The organism is Burkholderia sp. Bp9031, from assembly GCF_003857965.1.
In the GTDB taxonomy this organism is placed as follows: domain Bacteria; phylum Pseudomonadota; class Gammaproteobacteria; order Burkholderiales; family Burkholderiaceae; genus Burkholderia; species Burkholderia ambifaria_A.
In genome coordinates this window covers 124,495-145,055 of record NZ_QTPW01000002.1, presented here as the reverse complement: position 1 = coordinate 145,055, position 20,561 = coordinate 124,495, and the positions used below count along the sequence as shown (strand labels likewise).

The following is a 20,561-nucleotide window of genomic DNA, read 5'->3' as shown; positions in this document are numbered from 1 at the left end:
CACGCATTTGCGAAAGAGTGTCAGGCCGCTCGCACTCCCTTCGGTATCCTTGATGAGCATGCCCGGCGCGCATCCGAGTGTGTCTTTCAACGGCGGTGCGGGCGGAGCGAGGCGTGATTGAGACACGACGCGAGTCCCTCGACAGCACATGAGTCGAAAAAATTTTCGACAAGCTTATACGCGGCAGGTGATGCTCCCAGGCTAATTTGGACGAATTTCCACACATCACGCGAGTGCGTTCATTCCGACCGGTCGTTCGCCGAATCACCTGTCAGGTGTGATCCCAGTCGTTCGAGAGGCGTTTTCTGTCGTGCGAAATGGATTCCTGCTTTGAGTGTCTAATGGGCATCGAGGGCATTTTCTTTCAAGACGCGCGTTTATGCGCTGTCTACACTCCGCCCGAATCTTGAGATCTCGTGTCCGGCAGGCACTTGGCCGGGCACTGGCTTTAAGCCATGTGAACGACTGCGCTCACTTGGCAGTCGTCAAGGCGCACCTGGGGGCAGCCATGATCCAGATCGGTAGTTTGTCGGTGGACTTCGATCAACGGGATATTCGCCGCGATGGCCAGTCGCTGTGCGTCGGGGCACGGGCACTCGACATTCTCGAGGTGCTGCATCGCGCGAGCGGCTCCATCGTATCGAAGGACGACATCATGGATGCCGTCTGGCCCGGGTCGATTGTCGGGGAGAACCGGATCCAGGTGCATATCGCTACGTTGCGCAAGGCACTCGGCGTGCATCGGGACCTGATCAAGACGGTTTCGGGCCGCGGCTACGTGCTGATCGGTGACATGCATGCTGGCGGTCAGCTATCCGAGCCGGCGGATGCGTCGACTGCCGTCGGTGGGCAGCGTTCGCAGGTGCCGCCGCTGATCGGCCGTGAGACCGAAATCGGCGGGGTCGTCGACATGCTCGACCGGACGCCGGTGGTCACGCTTGTCGGTGCCGGCGGGATCGGCAAGACCACGCTTGCTCTCCGGATCGCCCACGATCTCATGCACCAGACCGGAGAACAGGCGCATGTAGTCGAACTCGCTCAGGCAACGACACGCGATGATGTGCTGGGCACGCTCGCCGACGCGCTGGCGCTGCAAACGGATGACATGCCGTCGATCGACGAGATCGCCCGCGCCGTCACCGGAACGCGGTGCCTGCTGGTGCTCGATAATGCCGAACACGTGATCGACCTGATATTTACCCACGCAAACGCGAGGTACAGGTTATCCGAATCGACTCGCGCGTATGCGCTGGAAAAGCTGCACAACGAGGGTGAGTTCGAGTATGTCGTCGCGCGTCACATGCGCTACGAGCAAGAACAGACGAATGCGAGGACGACCACTGCCGCAGTCGAATAGATGGCGAATCGAGTGTCGCCGGAGATCGATTCGAAAAGATGCCCGGTCGCTGCGAAACTCGCGATGCAGGTGTCGTGCGCGAGGGCCGTTTGCGCGCGAATTGCTCGACCCGTTGTGCGGACGTACTCGGCCGGATCGATTCCGAACTGCGCCGGCTGAATTTCTGCGGACGGGCGCCTGGCTCCCGTCGGGACGATGCCTGGAGGCCAGGATTTGGCATGTCGCGTTTCATCTTGCCGGCCGGCAATGAATGATGCGCGGTAGGGCCCAGGACCGGTCGGGCGCCTAACCGCTAACCTAAATAGTCGATACTCAGGCGACTTCGTGACGACCGTAATCGACGTAGCCACTGCGGTCGCCGCCATACCAGCCGATGTTTTTCGGCGTCGCCAACGGAGCATTGGCTGCGATACGCTCGACGAGATCGGGGTTGGCGATGTACGCGCGTGCGAATGCGACGAGATCCGCATCGCCGGCCGCGATCAGTTGGTCTGCGGCATCGGGAGAAATGCCGCCGTTGACGATCAGCGTGCCGCGGAATGCTTCGCGTGCTTGCCTGATGATCCGGGGCAGATCTGGCTCGCCGCTCCAGCCGTTGGTGTCGGCTGCGTGCAGATAGGCGACGCCGGCTTCGTCCAGCATGCGGCCGACGTAGCCGTAGGTCGTGTCGGGGTCGGCATCCCGGACGTTGTTGTATTTCGCGTAGGGCGAGATGCGCACGCCGACTCGACTCGAGGGCATCACGGTACCGACAGCGGCGACGACTTCCTCAAGGAAGCGCGCACGGTTGGCGACGGAGCCGCCATAGCGATCGTCGCGACGATTCAGCGTCGAAGAAAGAAACTGATGTGGCAGGTAGCCGTTGGCCGCATGAATTTCGACACCGTCGAACCCGGCCGCGACCGCATGGGCGGCCGCGCGACGGAATTCGTCGACGGCTTCGACGACTTCGGCGGTCGTCATTGCGCGAGACGGCGTTGCATGGATCTTGGTGTAGTACCCGTTCTGCAGCTGGGCCCAGACCTGAAGTTGCTCCAGGTCGTCGTTCACACCCGACGGCGACAGCGGCGCCTGGCCTCCAAGCAGCGTCATCGAGCTGACCCGCCCGCCGTGCCAGAGTTGCGCGAAGATGCGGCCGCCATTTGCGTGGACGGCGTCCGTGACTTTCCGCCAGCCTGCGGCCTGCGCGTCGGTGATGAGACCCGGCGTGAGTTCGAATGAGGCGGAGGCCGGGCTGACGTTGGTCGCTTCTGTCACGATCAATCCGGCTGACGCTCGTTGCGCGTAGTACTCGGCCATGAGATCGGTGGGCAGGCCATGTTGCGGCGCGCGGGAGCGGGTCATTGGCCCCATTACGATGCGGTTTGAGAGCGAGAGGCCACGAAGATCGTAGTTGTTGAGCAAGGCGGACATGATGGCGATCCTTTCAGGTTAGGTAGACGCATGCGGCGATCCCCTGGACGTCATGCGACGGGGGGTCGTAAGTTCCGCGAGACGGTGCAAGGGCGGTGCCGGCATGCTTCGCACGAAGTGATGCCGGCTCGGGGTCAGGCCTGCGCGTGACGCTCCGCATGCGGCCGTCCGATTGCGAGGTAGTGGACGAGCGCGACGATCGGGAATACCGCTGCGACCGCGGCGACGAGCGGCCAGTGGCCACGTTCGTACAATGGGCTCGCGAGCGCCGAGCCGATCGCACCGCCAACGAAGATGCTCGTCATGTAGAGCGCATTGAGCCGGTTGCGGCTCGCTGCGTGAAGCGCGTAGATTTCGCGCTGACCGAGCACCATGCTCATCTGCACTGCGAAATCGAGCACGATGCCGGTGATGACGAGACCGTACAGACCCGCGCCGTGAATCAACCCCGTCGCATACGAGAGCGAGCCGGCGACAAGTGCGATCAGCGTCGCACGGACGGTATGGCCCGCGTCTGCGAGACGGCCGGCCACGGGTGCCGACGTCGCGCCGATCGCGCCGACGAGCGCGAACAGCCCGATAGCGGATTGCGAGAGTCCGAAGTGGCGCGTCAACTCGACGGGGACGGCGGTCCAGAACAGGCTGAACGACGCGAACATCAGGCCTTGATAGAGCGCGCGATGACGCAGCACCGGCATCGTGCGAACCAGATGCAGCAGCGAACCGATCAGTTCGAAATAGGTTGCTCGGTGCTCCGGTTGGCGGGACGGGATCGTCAGTGCGAGTACGGCCGTCACGAGCGCCATCAGCACGGCGGCGCCGGCAAATACGAATCGCCAGCCGAAGGCGTCGGCAACTACGCTGGAGATCGGACGTGCCAGCAGGATACCCAGCAGCAATCCGCTCATGATCGTGCCGACCACGCGGCCACGAGAATGATCCGGTGCCAGATGGGCGGCGAGCGGGATCAGGATCTGGACGGCGACCGAACTGAAGCCGATCAGCAGCGAAATCGCCAGGAACAGGCCCGGCGTCTGCACGAACGCTGCTGCCGCAAGGCTCGCAATCGAGACGATTGCCGTCGTGATCATCAGTTTGCGGTTCTCGAGCAAGTCGCCGAGCGGCACGATGAAGAACAGGCCGAATGCGTAGCCGATTTGCGTGAGCGAGACGATGAGACTCGCCGTTTCGCTGGACATGTGCAGGCGCGGGGCGATCAGTTCCGTGATCGGTTGCGCGTAATACAGGTTAGCGACGATCGCGCCGCAACTGAATGCGAAGAGCAGGATCAGCCCTTGCGTGAGTTTCGCGGTATGCCCGCTAGCCGGGAGCGTCGTTGAATCTGCTGACATGGTCGACTCCTTAAGTGATAGACGCCGAAGCGCCCGGACCTCGGTCGCATCGGCCGTTTCGATTGCTTTGCGGAGGACGTTGCTTCGCATGCCCACCGCGTTGCCGACAATCTTATTGATCGGTCGATGGCATCGGAATACCAGCACCGCGCAATCGAGCATTGCGCGTCATGCAAAAGGGGGGCACTACAACGTCGTATGTGGTGCAACGTGAAGGAAACGCGGACGTTTGACTCGACGATTCGATGCCGCGAACGCGGTGCCTGATGCATTCCAGTCTGTCTGGTGGCGGCTGAAATTTCCTACGCGAGGTCTTAATTTCTGTTATTTGCGAACTCGCGTTGCCCGAGAAGCCGGCGACAACGCGGTTCAGAACGATTCAGCGATGATTCAGCATGAGGGTTGATGTGATCGACTACGCTTTCGTCAGGCAAAGAACCAAATTTGATTCATCCACCGGGAGTTGATCATGAAGAGAAGAACACCTATTTTGACGGCGATGCTGACCGTCCTGGCGCTAGGCGGGGTCCCGCTGCACGCGGCTGCACAGATTGCAGGCGCGCAACCGATAGGCGTAAGCGTCTCGGAAGCCGAACTGATCGTTCGCGGGTGGAGCGTGAAGAAGTCGTTTCTCGGTAAGCCTGTCGTCAACGACCACGGCCAGACGATCGGTGTCGTGCATGACATCATCATCGCGCCGGATGAGTCTGCGTCGTTCGTGATCGTCGCGGCACATCAATTCGCCGGGATTTCGCAGCACGACGTCGCCGTGCCGGTCGATCAGCTTGATTTTGTCGACGGGAAACTGACGCTCGCGGGCGGCACGCGCGAGGCAATCAAGGCCATGCCGGCATTCCAGTATGCGCACGTGCGGACCGTGCCTGTCGCGCGGTCGGCCTACTCGCACCACTAAGTGGCACATAAACGGTGCGGTCGGGTCGCAATTGAGCGACGGCTGGCCGTACCGCTTCGGCAGTTCAAACAGCGCTTGCCCCGCAGTGTGGGAATTTGTGAGTCATCGGGATTGGCTTCAAGAAACGCGGGCAGGATCGTGTGTCAGATCGTGCTCAGGTGGCCATCTCGGAATCGGCGATAGCGGTGTGGCGACGGTCGATGTGCGACCGTGTGGCCACGTCGGCAGTGCTTGCCGGCGCTCGACGAGTGTTGGGTGTGCTGTGAAACGCGTCGACCAAACGATCGGTGAGCTTGCGGATGCGCACCGGCAAATTCCGGCGGCTGTGATAGAGGAGAGACGCGTCGAGGTCGGCCACTTGCCAATTCGGCAGCACGCGTACCAATTCACCGGTGCGTTCATGCGGCTGGGCCAGACGCTCAGGTAGTACTGCGATTCCGGCGCCATGCCGTGTGGCTTGCATCAACGTGCCGATACAACTCGAACGTATCGCGCTCTGCACTCGGATCTCGGTGGTTATGCCCGTATTCCGATCTTGCAGCGACCATACCGATCCACCGGAGCTCAGGCGGCGGTAACGCGTGTCGATTCGCTCGAGCATCTGCGGGTCTTCGGGCGAACCGCAAGCGTCGAGATACCGTTGACTCGCGTAGAGCCCCATCGGAATCTGGCCGAGCGGACGCTTGATGCAGGTCAGGCTCGACGTCGGCCCGGTCACGATCGAAAGATCGGCCGCGCCGTTGATGATGGCGTCCGCATGATCGGCCCAGGCGACACGAATCCATACGTGCGGATAGTCGCGGCTGAAGTCCGCGAGTACCGGGGTTAGCCGATCGGATTCGAACAGATTTGATACCTCGATCGAGATTTCGCCCTGGATCTCGCTCGCGTTTGAATGGCAGCAAACGGAGAAACTATTGTATTGATGCAGGAGCGCATCCGCCTGTTCGAGTACATCATGGCCGGCACCCGTCAGGGTGACGCGTCGTGTCGTACGGTGGAACAGGAGGACGCCGAACGACGTCTCCAGATTCCTGATGACGCGGCTGACGGTCGCGACGCCCAGTCGATGCACTTCGGCTGCTTTCGTGAAACTGCCATGCTCGGCTACCGTCTTGAGTATTTCGAGTGTTTTCAGACGATCCATGATTGACCTCGAATCTGCTGACTGGATTTCGAATCCAATTTACTCGAGGAAAATCGATACATGCAATTAAATTGTCTTTGGTCAAACTGAAAATATGTAAACCCCGCTTGAATCTGCGGCATGGGCTGAATATCGTGTTTATTCAGGAGCGTCGGTCGCAGGGCGGACGATGTGAATATTCCAGAATGGTTATTTGCTCCCTCTGCCTGCATCGAGCGACGAGGCCGCTGCAGTCCAGCCGCCGCCCAGGGCCCGGACAAGGCTGACGGTCGCGATCGCATACGCCTGGCGGCTGTGAATCAGCTGACGCCGCGTATTGAGTGCATCGCGGTCGGCGTCGATCACCTCGAGATAACTCACGTAGCCGTGTGCATATCGGCTCAACGATAGCCGTGCCGCGGCATCGGTGGCACGGGTCGCGCTGTCGAAGCGCGCGATCCGCTCCTTCTGCGCAACGATGTCATTGAGCGCGTCCTGCACTTCGCGTAATGCGCCGAGGGCGACCTCGCGATAGTTCGCATCGGCGGCAACTACACCGGCTTGAGCCGCAGCGACCGCGGATTCGCGTTTGCCGCCGTCGAAAACGGTTTCGGCGACGCTGAGCCCGAGACTCCACAGCGAACTGTTGCGATCGAGGAACGAGCGCAGATCGCGGCTGGCGAATCCGCCTTGCGCAGTGAGCGTCAATGTCGGCAGCCATGCCGTACGCGCTATGCCAAGTTGCAGCGAAGCGATGTCGACCCGGCGTTCCGCGGCAAAGACGTCGGGGCGATGATTGAGCAGTGTCGAGGGCAGGCCGGCTGGTATCTCCGGCACGCGAAGAGCGGCCGATGCGGGAGCGATGTTGATCGTCGTCGGAGACGAGCCGGTTAGCACGGCGATCGCGTCGACGAGATTCTCGCGCAGTCGCACGCTGTCCGCGTGATCGGCTCGAGCCGTATCGAGATCGGCGGCCGCGCGTAATGCGTCGAGATCGCTCGCGGCTCCGGCCCGGACACGCGAGGCAATCACGTCGAGCGCAGTGCGTCGCAGATCGATCGCGCGTGCCAGGGCGGCAAGGTCCTCGTCGACGTAATGCAGTGTCAGATAGTCGCTCGCGACTTCCGTCGCGACGCGCAGCCGGATCGCGTCGCGCTCTGCGAATGCCTGCAGCACGCTTTGTTTCCCGATCGCCGTGTCGCCGCGCAGGCGTCCCCACAGGTCGATTTCGTAACTGGCATTCACCGGCATCGACCAGTTATGCATCGTGCGCTTCGGCAATGCGTTATCGACGGTACCCGACACGCGGGCGCGGCTGAACGACGGATCGACACCGACCGCGGGCAGCAGCGCAGCCTCGCGCACGCCAAGTAGCGCCTGCGCCTCGTCGATGCGTGCGACGGCGGCGCGCATTTCGTGGTTGTGCGCGAGTGCGGCATCCACCAGCGCTTCGAGCGCGGGGTCACCGAATAGCGACGGCCATCCGGTGAGCGGGGAGGGGCGAGCTGCAAGCGTGTTCGCATGACGAAAGACATCCTGTCCGACCGGTACCGGCGCGATCGGCTGGGGAGCGATGGTGCATGCGGTCAATCCGCAGAGCGCGATCAGGAGCGGGGCGCACTTCATGACGGCGTGCGTTGTAGCGTGACGACGACCGACAGCCCGGGCCGGATACGCGGCTCGGTGGCAGCCGTATTGTCCAACAGGATCTTGACCGGCACCCGCTGCGTGACTTTCGTGAAATTACCGGTCGCATTATCGGGCGGCAGCAGCGCGAACTGGGAACCGGTGGCAGGCGACAGGCTGTCGACGTGCCCTTGGTAGACCACATCCGGCAGAGCATCGAAATGCAGTTGCACCTTGTCGCCGACGCGAACGTGTTTGAGTTGGGTTTCGCGAATGTTCGCCACGACCCACGGATGCGGTTCGACGATGGTGAGCAGCGCCTGGCCCGGTGCGACATGTTCGCCGGTCTCGACGGTCTTTTTGCCGACTCGGCCGTCCGACGGCGCGACGACCATCGTGTAATCGAGCTGCAGGAGTGCATCGCGCAGTTCGGCGTTGTTTTGCTGCGACACGGCATCGGCTGCCTTGCATGCGGCCAGTGCGCTGCGTTGCTGTGCCTGCGCCGCGACGACGCGCGCGCGTGCAGACTTGCGCGCAGCGTCGGCCGCATCGAATTCCTGTTTCGACAATCCCCTCGGCGTCTCCCGCGTCAGCTCGCTGGCGCGTGCGTAGTCGAGTTCAGCACGCTCGGCGTCGGCATGTGCGGAAACCAGCGCTGCACCGGCCTGTTCGAGTAGCGCCTGGGCCCGGCTCGTATCGGACTGGGCTTGTGCGACACGTGAGCGCTGCAGTGCAACGCGCACCTCGAAGTCCCGCGTGTCGAGCAGTACGAGCGGATCCCCCGCGCGCACGAACTGGTTGTCGTTCACCAGTACGCGCTCGACCGTGCCGGTCACGCGCGGAGAGATCACGTGCAGATGGCTGGTGACATACGCGTCATCCGTGCTGAGATCGCGCACGCGGAACTCGTAAATCAGTACGGTCACGAGCGTGATTGCGAACACGGCGATCAGCGCGATCGGCAACCAGCGCCTGGGCGCGGTCGGTGAGGGTTGATTCGGGGACGTCGGGGTCACGATCGTGGCACTCCATCGAACAGACGGGTTTTGGAACATCGCGTTATGCTTGCGCGACTTTCATGCGCGGGAGTCGGCCGATAATGAATACGATGCTCGTTACAGGCGGAGCGGCGCCAGCCGCGGACGTGCCGCCGTTCCGCGCCATCGCGGCGATTGTCGCGGTGTTGCTCGGCGCAATGATCGCGACGCTCACGTCGCGCATCACGTCGCTCGGATTGGCCGACGTGCGCGGGGCGCTCGGCGTCGGTTTCGACGACGGAACGTGGATCAACACCGTTTTTATCGCGTCGCAGATGTGCGTCGGTCCGCTCGCGATCGCGGCCGCTTTCGTGTTCGGAACGCGCCGTGTGCTGCTGGCAGGTGCCGTCGTGTTTCTTGCCGCCGAGAGCGTTCTGCCGCTTTGCCGGGGCTTTGGCTCGTTCATGATTTTCCAGTGCATTGCGGGACTCTCGTCCGGCGTGTTCGTTCCATTGACGGTCGGGTTCGTCGTGCGTACGCTGCCGCAGCGGCTCATTCCATTCGGTATCGCGGCGTACGCGATGAATCTCGAGATGTCGCTGAACCTGTCGGCAACGCTCGAAGGCTGGTACAGCGAACATTTGAGCTGGCGTTGGCTGTTCTGGCAGAACGCACTGTTGACGCTTCCGTTCATCATCTGCCTGCTGATGTCGTTGTCCGACGAACCGATCAAACGCTTCGCGTCCGGAACCGACTATCGCGGCATGCTGCTCGGCGCTGGCGGGTTCACGTGCCTGTGCGTTGCGCTCGATCAGGGTGAACGGTTGTTCTGGCTCCAATCGCCGCTGATCGTCGCGTTGTCGTGCGCGGGCATCCTGATGATCGCGGCCTTCCTGATCCACGAACTCGTGTCGAAGCAGGCGGGCCTCGATCTCGGCTACCTGTTTCGCCCGAATGTGGCGTTGTTGATCCTGCTCGTCGGCCTCGTGCGCTTCACCGTGCTCAACACAAGCTTCATCCCGTCGTTCTTTCTCGCAAACGTCTACGGGTTGCGGCCGTTGCAGATCGGCGACACACTGCGCTGGATTGCGATGCCGCAGTTGCTGTTCGCACCGAGCGTCGCGCTGTTGCTGCAGAGATTTGATCCGCGACGGCTGATCGTGATCGGATTCGTGATGATCGCGATTGCGTTCGCGTTGGGCTCGCGCTTGACGTCCGTCTGGGCCGAGTCCGATTTCATCCCGTCCCAGCTGATTCAGGCGCTCGGACAGACCATGGCACTGACGTCGGTCGTGTTCTTTTTCGGAAAGCACGTGACGGCCGAGTACGCGCTGACGTTCGGTGCGGTCGTGCAAACGACCCGACTGCTCAGCGGGCAACTCGGTACCACGTCGATCGCGGTAGTCCAGCGTGTCATGGAAGCAATCCATTCGAATCTCGTCGGTCTGCATGTTTCGATGTCCGATCCGGCCACGCTCGAGCGATTGCGGGCTGGCGCGGCGTCGCTGGTCGTGCATGGCGCGACGTTCGCGACCGGCGATGCCGGCACCTATGTGCTGCTCGACCGGGCAGTACGCGTGCAGGCGACCACGCTCGCGCTCGCGGACAATTTCGTGCTGGCCATGGCGTGCGCGATCGCGGGCGCGCTGATCGGGTTGGTGCTGCGCCCGCCGCGTCCGGCATGAGTGCCGACGCGGCAGCGTGGCGCGAATCGCACCGCCGATGTTAGTGGTTGGCGCTTGAAATGGAATCGGGGCGACCTGAATTTTCCTGAAATTTCCGGAAGCGGCGTCGGCGCGTGCGACAAGGGGTGACACCTACGTGCGCCGGATCGAGCGCCAGGCCGAATGGTCCGATGCTCGTATTTGACACATGCAGATCGGTTGAACGACGATCTGTTGGCTTTCGTAAGGGAATAAGCGCGAACTGGCACGCCAGTCAGAACCGAGCACGAGGCCGCAGAAATTCGTGCGGCAATATTCGGGGCGAAGCGCTCAGGCAAGTCGCTTCAGACATTGCCGAACGTCGCCGCGGGGCGTTCGGCAACGTCATTGGAAAGCGCGTCGAGGATCCGTGCCTTGAAGCCTGCGCCGCGCGGCATGTCGAAGCAGAATCTCACGTCGGCGCTTTGCGATGGTTGCGACATTCGCCATGGTCGTCATGTGCGATTCTCGTGAAATCCCGAGGCTGCGAGAGATGACGAGGGCCGCTTGCACACTGTCCTTGCCCTTGATTGTCACGCGATCGTTGGCTGAATCTTCTGAGTCGAGGCTGAAATGTTCTGAATGGCAGCAGATCGGACGCATGTGACGACGCGCCAGACCGACGCGTTGTTGTTGGTCGGTTCCCTCACGTTTGCGGTCAAACCATCGAGCAGCACATTTTCTTGTCAAGTATCCGCTCCGAAGCGTGTCGAAAATGACTTGTCGATGATTTGCCGGGAATTTATGCGTGAATGTTTGTTTCGTGTTTCGCCGGCTAAAACGTGCTCATACGAAGCTCGGCATGCGGGGAATCGAGAGATGGCAAAAATAGTGGAAGCACTTCAAAAAATCAGAAATACATCTTCCAATTATTTAAATCGACGGGCTCGAGAAATGACGTAGCATGGGTTCCAACCGGCGCCTGTCCTTATGCCAGGCGCCACAGATCGCCTCAGCACAACGCTTCCTCATGATTCGCATTGGAACGCTTCACGTCTTCCTCGACAGACGTGAAATTCTCTCGAATGGCAAACCAGTACGCATCGGTAGTCGCGCATTCGAGATTCTCGAGCTGTTGATTCGGGCAGATGGCGCATTGGTATCGAAGAACGAGATCATGGAGCGCGTCTGGCCGCATACGGTGGTCGAGGAGAACAATCTGCAGGTGCATATTGCCGCGCTGCGCAAGGCGCTCGCAGACGACCGCGACCTGATCGTGACCGTCCCCGGACGCGGCTATCGTCTCGTTGGCGGTTTCGACGAAGATCCGCAGGTCACGCCGTCCGTGTCGTCGGCGGTTCAGGACGATGGCGCGCTGTCCTTGCGTATCGCGACCGCTCCGAATGCGCTGATCGGGCGACAACACACGGTTGCCGATGTGATAGCCGCCCTTGATGGCGCACGTGTGGTGACGCTCGTCGGCTCCGGAGGCATCGGCAAAACACGCGTCGCGATTGAGGCCGCCACCCAGGCGGCGGAGCGCTTTCCTGACGGCGTTGTGCTCGTTTCACTTGCGGCGGTGTCGGATCCGCGTTTCGTGCTCGACTCGCTTGCTGCGGCACTGGGCATCGCGCAGGCCGCCGGATCGCTGACAATCGAAGCTGTGGTTACGTGCGTGGCGGGGCGCCGGTTGCTCATCGTGCTGGACAATTGCGAGCATCTGATCGATGCATGCGCGCAAGTCGCTGATGTGTTGACCGCTGCGAATGCAGGGTTATCGGTTCTGGCTACGAGTAGAGAGGCTTTGCGCGTCAATGGAGAGCGCCTGCGCCCGATTCCGCCGCTCGATGTACCGAGTGAGGACGAAAAGTGCAGCGGCATCATGAATGCGAGTTCGGTGCAATTGTTCGTCGCTCGCGCCCGCGCCTCCGATCCGCGCTTTCCTCTCGATCAACATAGCCTGTCGCTGACGGCGTCGATCTGTCGGCACCTCGACGGCTTGCCGCTCGCGATCGAGCTTGCCGCGGCGCGTGCAGCCGTATTGGGCCTCAAAGTGCTCGCCGCGAATCTCGACGACCATTTTCGGCTCCTTACCGGAGGGTTCCGGACCGCGCTGCCGCGCCACCAGACGCTTCGGGCGATGTACGACTGGAGCTATCGGCTGCTCGATGACGCGGAGCGCCAACTGCTTCGCTGGCTCGGTGTGTTTCGAGACAGTTTCTCGCTCGATGCCGTTCGCGACATTATCGATGCAAGAGATCTGCCCGATCTGGACCTGCTCGACGCGATTGCCGGGCTCGTGTCGAAATCGCTCGTCATCTTCGAAAATACGAGCGGTGGGCCACGCTACCGCCTGCTCGCGACCACACGTGCGTACGCGCTGCAGCAACTCGAGAATAATGGCGAATGCCGGGCCGCTGCGCGGGCCCACGCACACTATTTCCTGACCTTGTTCAAGCAGGCACCGGCCGATGGAACCGATGGCCGGCCGCTGACTCGTCTCGATGCGGTCCACTGCGAACTCGGCAATCTGCGTGCGGCACTCGATTGGGCATTTTCGTCATGTGGTGACCGGCGAATCGGCGTCGCACTTGCTGCTGTCGCCGTGCCGTGTCTGTTCGATCTGTCGCTTGTCGACGAATGTCGTGAGCGGGCACGCGCCGCGCTCGATGCTACGCAGGATCCCGAACTGGCGTCTGTTTCGGCCGATACACGAATGAGATTGCTTGCCGCCTATGCCGCGGCGCTGGCACATGCCACTGGTCCGGTTCATAACATGCGAGACGCATGGTCGGAAGTTCATGCCGTGGGGCTCGAAGTCAGCGATGACAGCCGCGGGGGCAGCCACGAATAGCCGACGTCGAGCGCTGCATGGAATGCCATTGGGCGGATCCGAACCATCGCACGAGCGGTGGTCTCGTTCCGATCGGAATCAAGAATATTTCAGACGGCAGACAGGACATGACCTGCCTCGTTTTCACGTACAGCATGTCATGAAGCAGCGCGTAGGATTTCGTATTCGACGGGAGTGCAGTAGTCGATCGACGCTTATCGGAATGCAGCAGTAATCCGGGCCCGGGTTCGCGTTGCCAATATGCACTGCGTAATGCGTGGCATCGAGACAGAGTCGGAAGAGACCTTCACGTTGCGCCGAAGCGGACGCTCATGCCGTGAAAGTCGTAACCGCTCGATATCACTATGCTAACCGGCCAATCAGATCGGCGCGGTCAAGCTGATCGACCCACCAGTTCAATGCGTTCCCGGTCTTGTCTCTACGCCAGGCCAGATAGCAATTCGAGTATTCGCGTACGCCCACAATGCGGCGCACAACCAGCTTTCCTTTACGTACCAGTCCTTCGGCCAACGGCTCGGGGAGCATGCCGACCGCAATACCTTGACAGAGTGCTTCGAGTTTCGCTTCGCGAGTCGACACGAAGATGAGCGGCTGTCCCTCGTGGATCGCTACGGCTTGGGGATCCAGCTCACGGGATGTGTCGCTCATGATAACGCCTCGATATCGAGCGATCGTCTCGCTCTCCAATGGCTCCGGGATGGCCGCGAGTGGATGATCCGGCGCCGTGACGAATACATGATTGAGCGTTCCGATCGGGTGCGCGATGATGTTCGGATCGAGCGGCGGCTCACCGACGGTTCCGACCGCCAAATCGACACGCCTCGAAATTAGAGCGTCCCATACTCCTCCCAGCACTTCAGTAGACAGATGCAGTTCAGTGGGTATTTTCAGCTCATAAAATCTGTTCACATATGACCATAAGTATCCGGCAGGCAGGATTTCGTCCACGCACAATCGCAACTCCGACTCCCAGCCGTCGCTAATACCCTTCGCTGTAACTTCGAGACGCCGAGCCGCTCGCAGAAGTCGACGGCCTTCATCGACGACGGCCCGGCCGGCTTGCGTGAGCGTCGCCCGTCTGCGGCTCCGGTCGAACAGTTCAACATCCATGTCGCTTTCAACTTTCTGGACGAGGTAAGTGATCGACGACGGAACTTTATGCAACAGTTCGGCCGCCTCGGAGAATGTGCCGGTCCGCTCGATGGCATCCAATACTTCAAGGACTTCGAACGACAACTTGATTGCCATATGACGCTTTCAGGATTATTCAGTGTTTAAGTCGACTTCGTCGAGAAGGACGAGCAACCCGGTAGCAGCCGCGCAACCATTATGCGTCAATTGTCGATGTTCCGAGCCTCGGTGTCGAAGGTCTCCTTCGTGCACACGGTAACCATGCCTGCCATCCAGAAAGCCAGCCGCAGCCGTGCATTGCCGCGCCGGGAGCGGTGCTCACGTCCCTGCTGGGTAGCGGTGCAGGCAGTGTGCTCATTGAGTGCTGCACCTTGGCGCATGCGCGAGAAACCTGGCAGCAGGTCTTTGCAAGCTCCCGAAGGTCATGCCGGCCGGCGATCTGGGGGGGCACGTAACTCTGATATGTGCCACGCCTGAGCATTTTCCAGGATGACCAGCGCGTCCTTCGGATCGTTCTTGTCCCAGGAGTTGAACATCGCTTCGCTTGGTCGAAGTGGTCGTCATATGCCTGAGCACACTACCGACCGTGTAGATGTCGATTCCAGCGGCCCGAAGATCACGGCTTGCGAAGCGTCCGGTTTCGGTGATGGTGGACGCGTTGGCCTCTGTCTGGGGCCGAGGCAAGGAGTCGCGTCCAGTTGCGGTCGCTCGATAGGTGCACGGGTTACTTCGGGCCGATCGTTCGAGCGTCGACTTGGGGTCTCCCTCCTTCTCTGTACCGTGCAGGATCGGGTAGTCAATGCACTGCCCGTTGTTGTTTCACCGCAAACTCTCTTAGGAACTCGAGAAAAGCCGCAGCGGCGGGCGATAGTGACTTGTCGCGCCGTGTGAAGATGGATACCGCCCGAAGGATTTTCGGCTTTTGGATCGATATGGCCTTGAGCTCGAAGGCGCGTGCCAGCGGTGCAATGAAGGCTGGCGCGATAGTCACGCCTAAGCCGGCCGAAGCCATCCCAAGCGCGGTTGTCATGTACGCTACTTCGTAGGTGGTCTTGAAGTCGATTTCTACGGATGCCTCGCGTAATACAGGCTGAACTCGCGTCGCAAAGTCCTGCCCCATGACGATCAATGCATCGCGTCCTAGTTCAGACCAATGAATCACCCGGCGTGTCGCCAGCCGATGATCCTGTCGACACCAGAGTACATAAGGGCTATCGAACAAGGATTGACGTTCAATGTGCGGCTCTATCGGCACGTCCGGACCGACCACGCATTCGGTTTCACCGTTCATCAGAGGGCGCAGCATCGTATCGAGTCGCGAGTCAATCAACCGAAGAACAATTTCGGGGTGCTCATGACGGAAGGCCGCCATGGCTGGTGCCAGCAACGTGGTTGCGAGCGTCTGTGGCGTGCAAACCTTGACAATGCCTCGCTTTAACGCAGCCAGATCCGAGACATCGCGCACTGCAGATTCCAGTTCATCGAGGACGCGTTGCGCGCGAGAAACGAATTCCTCCCCTAGTTGGGTCAGCGTGACCTTACGCGTCGTCCTGTCGAAGAGGCGCATGCCCAACTCGTTCTCGAGTTCCTTGATCAACAGACTCGTCGCCGATTGAGTGAGATGCAACTCGCGGGCAGCCTCCGTGAAGCCCCCATGTCGGGCAACTGCGATGAACGCACGAATCTGTCTTAGGCTGATATTCATAAGAATCTCAAATCAATGGACAAGATTTACTCGTTGGAAGCGTATCAAATGTTGGGAAAGAATACAGTGCCGCTCGACGCAGCGACGACGAGATCCGCGCAACGTCTGTTGTTCGGAGCCGGACGAGAGGGTCTGGCGTTTACCCCCACAATCTCAACAACAAGACGCCACAACGAATCAAGTGGCGCGATCCCGACAGGAGACTTCAGTGTCAACTACTCTCAGAAAGGCCGGCACGCTGACCGCCGGCGTCGATTTCGAAGACCGCGTCTATGCCAGGTTGACGAGGCGACTCGTCCCGTTTCTCTGCTTGTGCTATCTCTGCGCTTATCTGGACCGGATCAACGTCGGGTTTGCGAAGCTTCAGATGACCACCGAGCTGAACTGGAGCGATACGGTCTACGGCTTGGGCGCTGGCGTTTTCTTTCTCGGTTACGTGCTGGTCGAAGTGCCAAGCAACCTGCTACTCCAACGCGTAGGCGCTCGCCGATGGATCGCCAGGATCATGATCATGTGGGCGCTCATTTCGGGACTGACGGCCTTTGTCAGGACGCCCGGTGCGTTCTACCTGATGCGCTTCCTGCTCGGCGTGGCCGAAGCAGGATTTCTGCCAGGCATCGTCCTCTACCTGAGCCACTGGTACCCGGCAAATCGGCGTGCCACGGCTACGGCGCTTTTCTATTGCGCAATTCCCCTCTCTGGTGTGTTTGGTGGCCCGCTTTCGGGTTGGATTCTGAACTCGCTGCACGGCAGCCTCGGAATGAGTGGCTGGCAGTGGGTGCTGGTGCTCGAGGCTGTCCCTTCCTTGCTTCTCGGTGCCGCCGTGTTGATGTACCTGCCGGACGACATCAACGAGGCTAAATGGCTCAGTGAAGAGGAGAAGGCGATTCTTTCCCGGAACATCGGACGTGAGTCAAGCGGCAAAGCTGCGCATTCTCTCGGCGACGCACTCAGGGATCGTCGGGTTTGGCTGATGGGCCTCATTTTCTTCAGTTGTGCCATGGGAAACTACGGTCTGAGTTTTTGGCTTCCGTCGCTGATTCAGGCCGCGGGCGTGCGCGATCCATTGAATATCGGGCTGTTGATTGCCATACCGTTTGGTGCAGGGACGATCTCGATGGTGTTGTGGAGTCGTCATTCGGACAAGCGTCGGGAGCGGCGCTGGCACCTTGCCGGCGCGATGATAATGGGCGCTGCGGGGCTCGTTCTGGCTGGAGTCTTTGGGACGCAAATACAGTTCGCTCTGGTGGCGCTGACACTCGCTTCCATCGGCATTCAGGCCATGGCGCCGGTTTTCTGGAGTATGCCCACCGCATTCCTGACCGGAACAGCTGCGGCGGCCGGCATCGCGTTGATTACGTCGATCGCCAATCTGGCGGGTTTCATTAGCCCATATCTCATAGGATGGATCAAGGACACCACGCACAGCGCCAACATGGGTCTGTACTTGATTGCGGCCACGATGTTTGGAGGGGCGGTGATCATGGTCGCAGGCGTACCAGCGAAGCTCGTCAACAGGTAGTCGCATCCAGATAGTTCGAGCGGTGGCCGTGCGCCAAACGCGTATCGGGCTGTCGATGGCCGGGTGAACGGGCGGCGCGCTCGTCGCTCCGCAAACGAAGGGGGGGCGCATCGCGTCCCCCTTTTTTCAATTGACCGCGGTGAGCGGTCCATTTCTCCGGGCCGGTTTTGCCGCTTCTCCGCCGCCCGCGTCAATGGCGTATTCGAGCCAGGTGTTCCGGCGCAGCGCGTCCGTGCCGGCAGCCTTCAGTTCCGCAATGTTATGAAAGCCCATCATGTTCAATGCAGGCCGCATTTCTCCCGCGAGCAGTTCAAGGCACCGCGTAACACCTTTTTCTCCGCCCGCTCCGAGTCCGTAAATATAAGCCCGTCCGATGAGTACCGACGTCGCGCCAAGCGCTAGCGCCTTCAATACATCGGCACCGCGTCGGATGCCGCCGTCGATGAGGATATCAGTCCGTCCACCCACCGCCTCGACGATTTCAGGTAGGATACCGATAGTCGACGGCGCGGGATCGAGCTGACGACCACCATGGTTCGAAACCACAATGCCGTCGGCACCCTGATCGACTGCGCGGCGTGCGTCATCGGGGTCGAGTATGCCCTTGATCACGATCTTGCCTTCCCAGCGATCGCGCAGCCACCGGATGTCGTTCCACGAGAGACTCGGGTCGATCATGCGACCAAGGCTTACCGACTGTTCCATGAGCGATTTGCCCAGCTCCGGATACGGTCTGCAGTTTCCGACAGCCGGCATGCCGTTGGCAACGGCACCGAAGGACCACAGTGGATGCCGCAGCATGGAGAGGAGCATCCCGGGTGAAAGGGTGGTGCGAGCGCGAAAGCCGTTGCGCTCGTCGCGCTCGCGCACCGGTGCGAAAGGTGTATCCACGGTGAGAAAGATCGTTTTGATCCGTGCCCTGCGACAGCGTTCGAGCATGTGTTCGGTCAACTCGCGCTTGCGGAATACATAGAGCTGGAAGTAGAGCGAGCCGCGGTGAGACTGCGAGACTTCCTCGAGCGAGGCAATCGAAAACGTGGAAAGGACTTGCGCAATGCCCGCCTTCTCGGCAGCGCGTCCAGCTGCGATTTCACCGCGACGGTGATACATGCCGGCGAAGCCGACCGGAGCGAGGAGCACCGGAAGCTGATGCCGCTCTCCGAGATAGCTCGTTCCGAGATCAGTTGTATTTTCTTGAATGCCGGCCAGCACTTTCTGCTTCAGGTCCCATCGCGCGAAATCGGTGCGGTTCGACCGCATTGTCGTTTCGCTGTTGGCGCCACCCTGCAGGTAATCGAAAAAAGGCTTCGGAACATTCCGGCTGGCCATGCGACGAAGGTCGTCGATATTCCAGGCCTTAGAGACGTCAGACATTCAGGACTCTCCTGATAGGGTGATCGGTGCGACTTTCTGCCTCGCGCTCGCGGGGCGGGCGCCGCTCAATACCGAATGATGACCGATTTCAACTCGGTGAAGTGTCCGATGAACGCTTCGCCGAATTCACGGCCGAGGCCTGACGACTTCACGCCGCCGAATGGCATGGCCGGATCGATGTAGTTGTGCATGTTGACCCATACGGTGCCGGCTTCCACGCGGGGAACGAGCCGCAACGCCTTGGCGAGATCGTTTGTCCAGATGCTTGCGGTCAGGCCAAAGCGGGTGTCGTTCATATAGTGCAGTAGCTCTTCCTCGTCCTCGTAGGCCAGAAAGCTGGCAACCGGCCCGAATGCTTCTTCGGTCATGCTCGCATCGGTTTGCGTGCGGGCCCGGATCGCCGTCGGCTGCACGAAGAAACCAGCGTCGGACGCGATGGAGCCGCCGTACACGATCTCGCCACGCTGTTCCCGCGCCTTGTCGAAGAAGGCCATGACCTTGCCGAAATGCGTTGCATTGGCGAGCGGGCCGAATTGCGCGGCTTCGTCGAGCGCCGAGCCGATCTTCAGTGTCGCGAGCTTGCTCGCCAAACGTTCGAGAACGTCGTCGATACGCGAGCGGTGTACGTAGAAGCGCTCAGCCGAAGCGCACACCTCTCCCTGATGCAGATAGGCGGCTTCGATGATGCCATCGACCGTGCGCTCGACGGGAAAGTCGCGCAAAAAGCCGGCGGGATTCTTGCCGCCGAGTTCCAGCGTAACGTGCTTGAGGCCGGCCTGCATCGCGGCGACGCCGACACCGATGCCAGTCGGGACCGAGCCGGTGAACGTCACCTTGGCGACCTTGGGATGGGCAATCAGTGCGGACCCGACGGTCACCCCAGAGCCGCTTACGACGTTGAGCGTACCGGGTGGAATTCCAGCTTCGATCGCAAGCTCGGCAACCCGAAGCATCGTGAGCGGCGTGAACTCGCTCGGTTTGATGACGGCGGTGCAGCCGCAGGCAAGCGCGGAGCCGAACTTCCACACGGCGATCATGATCGAAAAATTCCACGGCACGATGCCGGCGACCACGCCAAGCGGTTGACGCAGCGTGAAGCCGGTGTACTGCTCGCCGCTCGCGGACGGAAGAGACAACTGCATCGTCTGACCGTGGATCTTGGTCGCCCAGCCTGCGTAGTACCGCAAAAACGAAATCGAATAGTCGATCTCGAACGAGCGGGAAAGGCCGATCAATTTTCCGGAAGAAACGCTTTCGAGCTGCGCGAGCTCTTCGCGATGAGCCTGCATCAGGTCGGCGAGGCGGTTCAACAGTTCGCCTCGGCGCGCAGGCGACGTCAGTTGCCACGGTCCTGTGAAGGCGTCATGGGCACTTTCGACGGCCCGCTCGATCTGCGCGTGCGTTGCCTGATGGACCGACGCGATGATCTGCCGGTTCGAAGGATTGACGACCCCCGTCGCCGGGGCGTCGAGCGCAACTTCGGCGTACCCATTGATGAACTGGCCATGATCGCGCGTGAGGAAGGTCTGAACTTGGGGAAGAAGCGGAATGTCTGCCATGGTAGTGCT

The 20,561-nt window shown here is 60.8% G+C and carries 13 protein-coding genes and 1 pseudogene; 5 read left to right on the top strand and 9 right to left on the bottom strand.

Features of this window, described 5'->3' with window-relative positions; genetic code table 11:
• Positions 1–508 precede the first annotated feature (508 nt).
• Positions 509–1,195: pseudogene (locus DIE15_RS03830) on the top strand (winged helix-turn-helix domain-containing protein); the annotation flags it as partial.
• A gap of 474 nt (positions 1,196–1,669) precedes the next feature.
• Here DIE15_RS03830 and DIE15_RS03825 read toward each other — a convergent pair.
• Positions 1,670–2,770 carry an alkene reductase gene (locus tag DIE15_RS03825; protein ID WP_124832433.1) on the bottom strand — a complete coding sequence of 367 codons (1,101 nt, stop codon included), beginning with the start codon at positions 2,768–2,770 and terminating at the stop codon, positions 1,670–1,672.
• Between the two features lie 134 nt (positions 2,771–2,904).
• On the bottom strand, positions 2,905–4,122 hold the full coding sequence (locus DIE15_RS03820) for an MFS transporter (RefSeq protein ID WP_124832432.1): 1,218 nt from the start codon (positions 4,120–4,122) through the stop codon (positions 2,905–2,907).
• A 499-nt stretch (positions 4,123–4,621) separates the two neighbouring features.
• Between DIE15_RS03820 and DIE15_RS03815 the strand changes: the two genes are divergently transcribed.
• The gene (locus DIE15_RS03815; protein ID WP_124832548.1) at positions 4,622–5,035 is read left to right on the top strand and encodes a PRC-barrel domain-containing protein; all 414 of its coding nucleotides are present in this window, start codon (positions 4,622–4,624) and stop codon (positions 5,033–5,035) included.
• Positions 5,036–5,189: 154 nt separating this feature from the next.
• Here DIE15_RS03815 and DIE15_RS03810 read toward each other — a convergent pair whose 3' ends face one another.
• The 3 genes from DIE15_RS03810 to DIE15_RS03800 all read right to left on the bottom strand — a co-directional run bounded on the left by DIE15_RS03810 (position 5,190) and on the right by DIE15_RS03800 (position 8,803).
• A complete protein-coding gene (locus DIE15_RS03810; protein WP_124832431.1) occupies positions 5,190–6,182 on the bottom strand; it encodes a LysR family transcriptional regulator in 993 nt (330 codons plus the stop codon).
• 189 nt (positions 6,183–6,371) lie between these two features.
• Entirely contained in the window at positions 6,372–7,787 is a 1,416-nt protein-coding gene (locus DIE15_RS03805; protein ID WP_124832430.1) for an efflux transporter outer membrane subunit, read from the bottom strand.
• On the bottom strand, positions 7,784–8,803 hold the full coding sequence (locus DIE15_RS03800) for an HlyD family secretion protein (protein ID WP_057923976.1): 1,020 nt from the start codon (positions 8,801–8,803) through the stop codon (positions 7,784–7,786). The genes DIE15_RS03805 and DIE15_RS03800 overlap by 4 nt, the downstream gene beginning before the upstream one ends.
• An 83-nt stretch (positions 8,804–8,886) precedes the next feature.
• Between DIE15_RS03800 and DIE15_RS03795 the strand changes: the two genes are divergently transcribed.
• Together DIE15_RS03795 and DIE15_RS03790 are read left to right on the top strand one after the other, a co-directional pair.
• A complete protein-coding gene (locus tag DIE15_RS03795) occupies positions 8,887–10,449 on the top strand; it encodes an MFS transporter (protein WP_124832429.1) in 1,563 nt (520 codons plus the stop codon).
• Between the two features lie 988 nt (positions 10,450–11,437).
• The gene (locus DIE15_RS03790) at positions 11,438–13,261 is read left to right on the top strand and encodes a winged helix-turn-helix domain-containing protein (protein ID WP_124832547.1); all 1,824 of its coding nucleotides are present in this window, start codon (positions 11,438–11,440) and stop codon (positions 13,259–13,261) included.
• Positions 13,262–13,603: 342 nt separating this feature from the next.
• Here the strand turns inward: DIE15_RS03790 and DIE15_RS03785 are convergent, their stop codons facing one another.
• Together DIE15_RS03785 and DIE15_RS03775 are read right to left on the bottom strand one after the other, a co-directional pair.
• Entirely contained in the window at positions 13,604–14,509 is a 906-nt protein-coding gene (locus DIE15_RS03785) for a LysR family transcriptional regulator (protein WP_124832428.1), read from the bottom strand.
• Between the two features lie 679 nt (positions 14,510–15,188).
• The gene (locus DIE15_RS03775) at positions 15,189–16,097 is read right to left on the bottom strand and encodes a LysR family transcriptional regulator (protein WP_124832426.1); all 909 of its coding nucleotides are present in this window, start codon (positions 16,095–16,097) and stop codon (positions 15,189–15,191) included.
• Positions 16,098–16,305: 208 nt separating this feature from the next.
• On the opposite strand from DIE15_RS03775, the gene DIE15_RS03770 reads away from it, so the two are divergent.
• Positions 16,306–17,619, top strand: coding sequence for an MFS transporter (locus DIE15_RS03770; protein WP_260428176.1), 1,314 nt, complete (start codon positions 16,306–16,308; stop codon positions 17,617–17,619).
• A 126-nt stretch (positions 17,620–17,745) separates the two neighbouring features.
• Here the strand turns inward: DIE15_RS03770 and DIE15_RS03765 are convergent, their stop codons facing one another.
• Together DIE15_RS03765 and DIE15_RS03760 are read right to left on the bottom strand one after the other, a co-directional pair.
• Complete coding sequence (locus tag DIE15_RS03765) at positions 17,746–18,993, bottom strand: alpha-hydroxy acid oxidase (RefSeq protein WP_124832424.1); 1,248 nt, start codon at positions 18,991–18,993, stop codon at positions 17,746–17,748.
• 65 nt (positions 18,994–19,058) lie between these two features.
• The gene (locus DIE15_RS03760; protein WP_124832423.1) at positions 19,059–20,552 is read right to left on the bottom strand and encodes an aldehyde dehydrogenase family protein; all 1,494 of its coding nucleotides are present in this window, start codon (positions 20,550–20,552) and stop codon (positions 19,059–19,061) included.
• Positions 20,553–20,561: the final 9 nt, after the last annotated feature.

What these genes read in the sequence shown, in the direction of transcription:
- DIE15_RS03825 (WP_124832433.1), bottom strand. Translation starts at nt 2,770, where the DNA reads ATGTCCGCCTTGCTCAACAACTACGATCTTCGTGGCCTCTCGCTCTCA.
- DIE15_RS03820 (WP_124832432.1), bottom strand. Translation starts at nt 4,122, where the DNA reads ATGTCAGCAGATTCAACGACGCTCCCGGCTAGCGGGCATACCGCGAAA.
- DIE15_RS03815 (WP_124832548.1), top strand. Translation starts at nt 4,622, where the DNA reads ATGCTGACCGTCCTGGCGCTAGGCGGGGTCCCGCTGCACGCGGCTGCA.
- DIE15_RS03810 (WP_124832431.1), bottom strand. Translation starts at nt 6,182, where the DNA reads ATGGATCGTCTGAAAACACTCGAAATACTCAAGACGGTAGCCGAGCAT.
- DIE15_RS03805 (WP_124832430.1), bottom strand. Translation starts at nt 7,787, where the DNA reads ATGAAGTGCGCCCCGCTCCTGATCGCGCTCTGCGGATTGACCGCATGC.
- DIE15_RS03795 (WP_124832429.1), top strand. Translation starts at nt 8,887, where the DNA reads ATGAATACGATGCTCGTTACAGGCGGAGCGGCGCCAGCCGCGGACGTG.
- DIE15_RS03790 (WP_124832547.1), top strand. Translation starts at nt 11,438, where the DNA reads ATGATTCGCATTGGAACGCTTCACGTCTTCCTCGACAGACGTGAAATT.
- DIE15_RS03785 (WP_124832428.1), bottom strand. Translation starts at nt 14,509, where the DNA reads ATGGCAATCAAGTTGTCGTTCGAAGTCCTTGAAGTATTGGATGCCATC.
- DIE15_RS03775 (WP_124832426.1), bottom strand. Translation starts at nt 16,097, where the DNA reads ATGAATATCAGCCTAAGACAGATTCGTGCGTTCATCGCAGTTGCCCGA.
- DIE15_RS03765 (WP_124832424.1), bottom strand. Translation starts at nt 18,993, where the DNA reads ATGTCTGACGTCTCTAAGGCCTGGAATATCGACGACCTTCGTCGCATG.
- DIE15_RS03760 (WP_124832423.1), bottom strand. Translation starts at nt 20,552, where the DNA reads ATGGCAGACATTCCGCTTCTTCCCCAAGTTCAGACCTTCCTCACGCGC.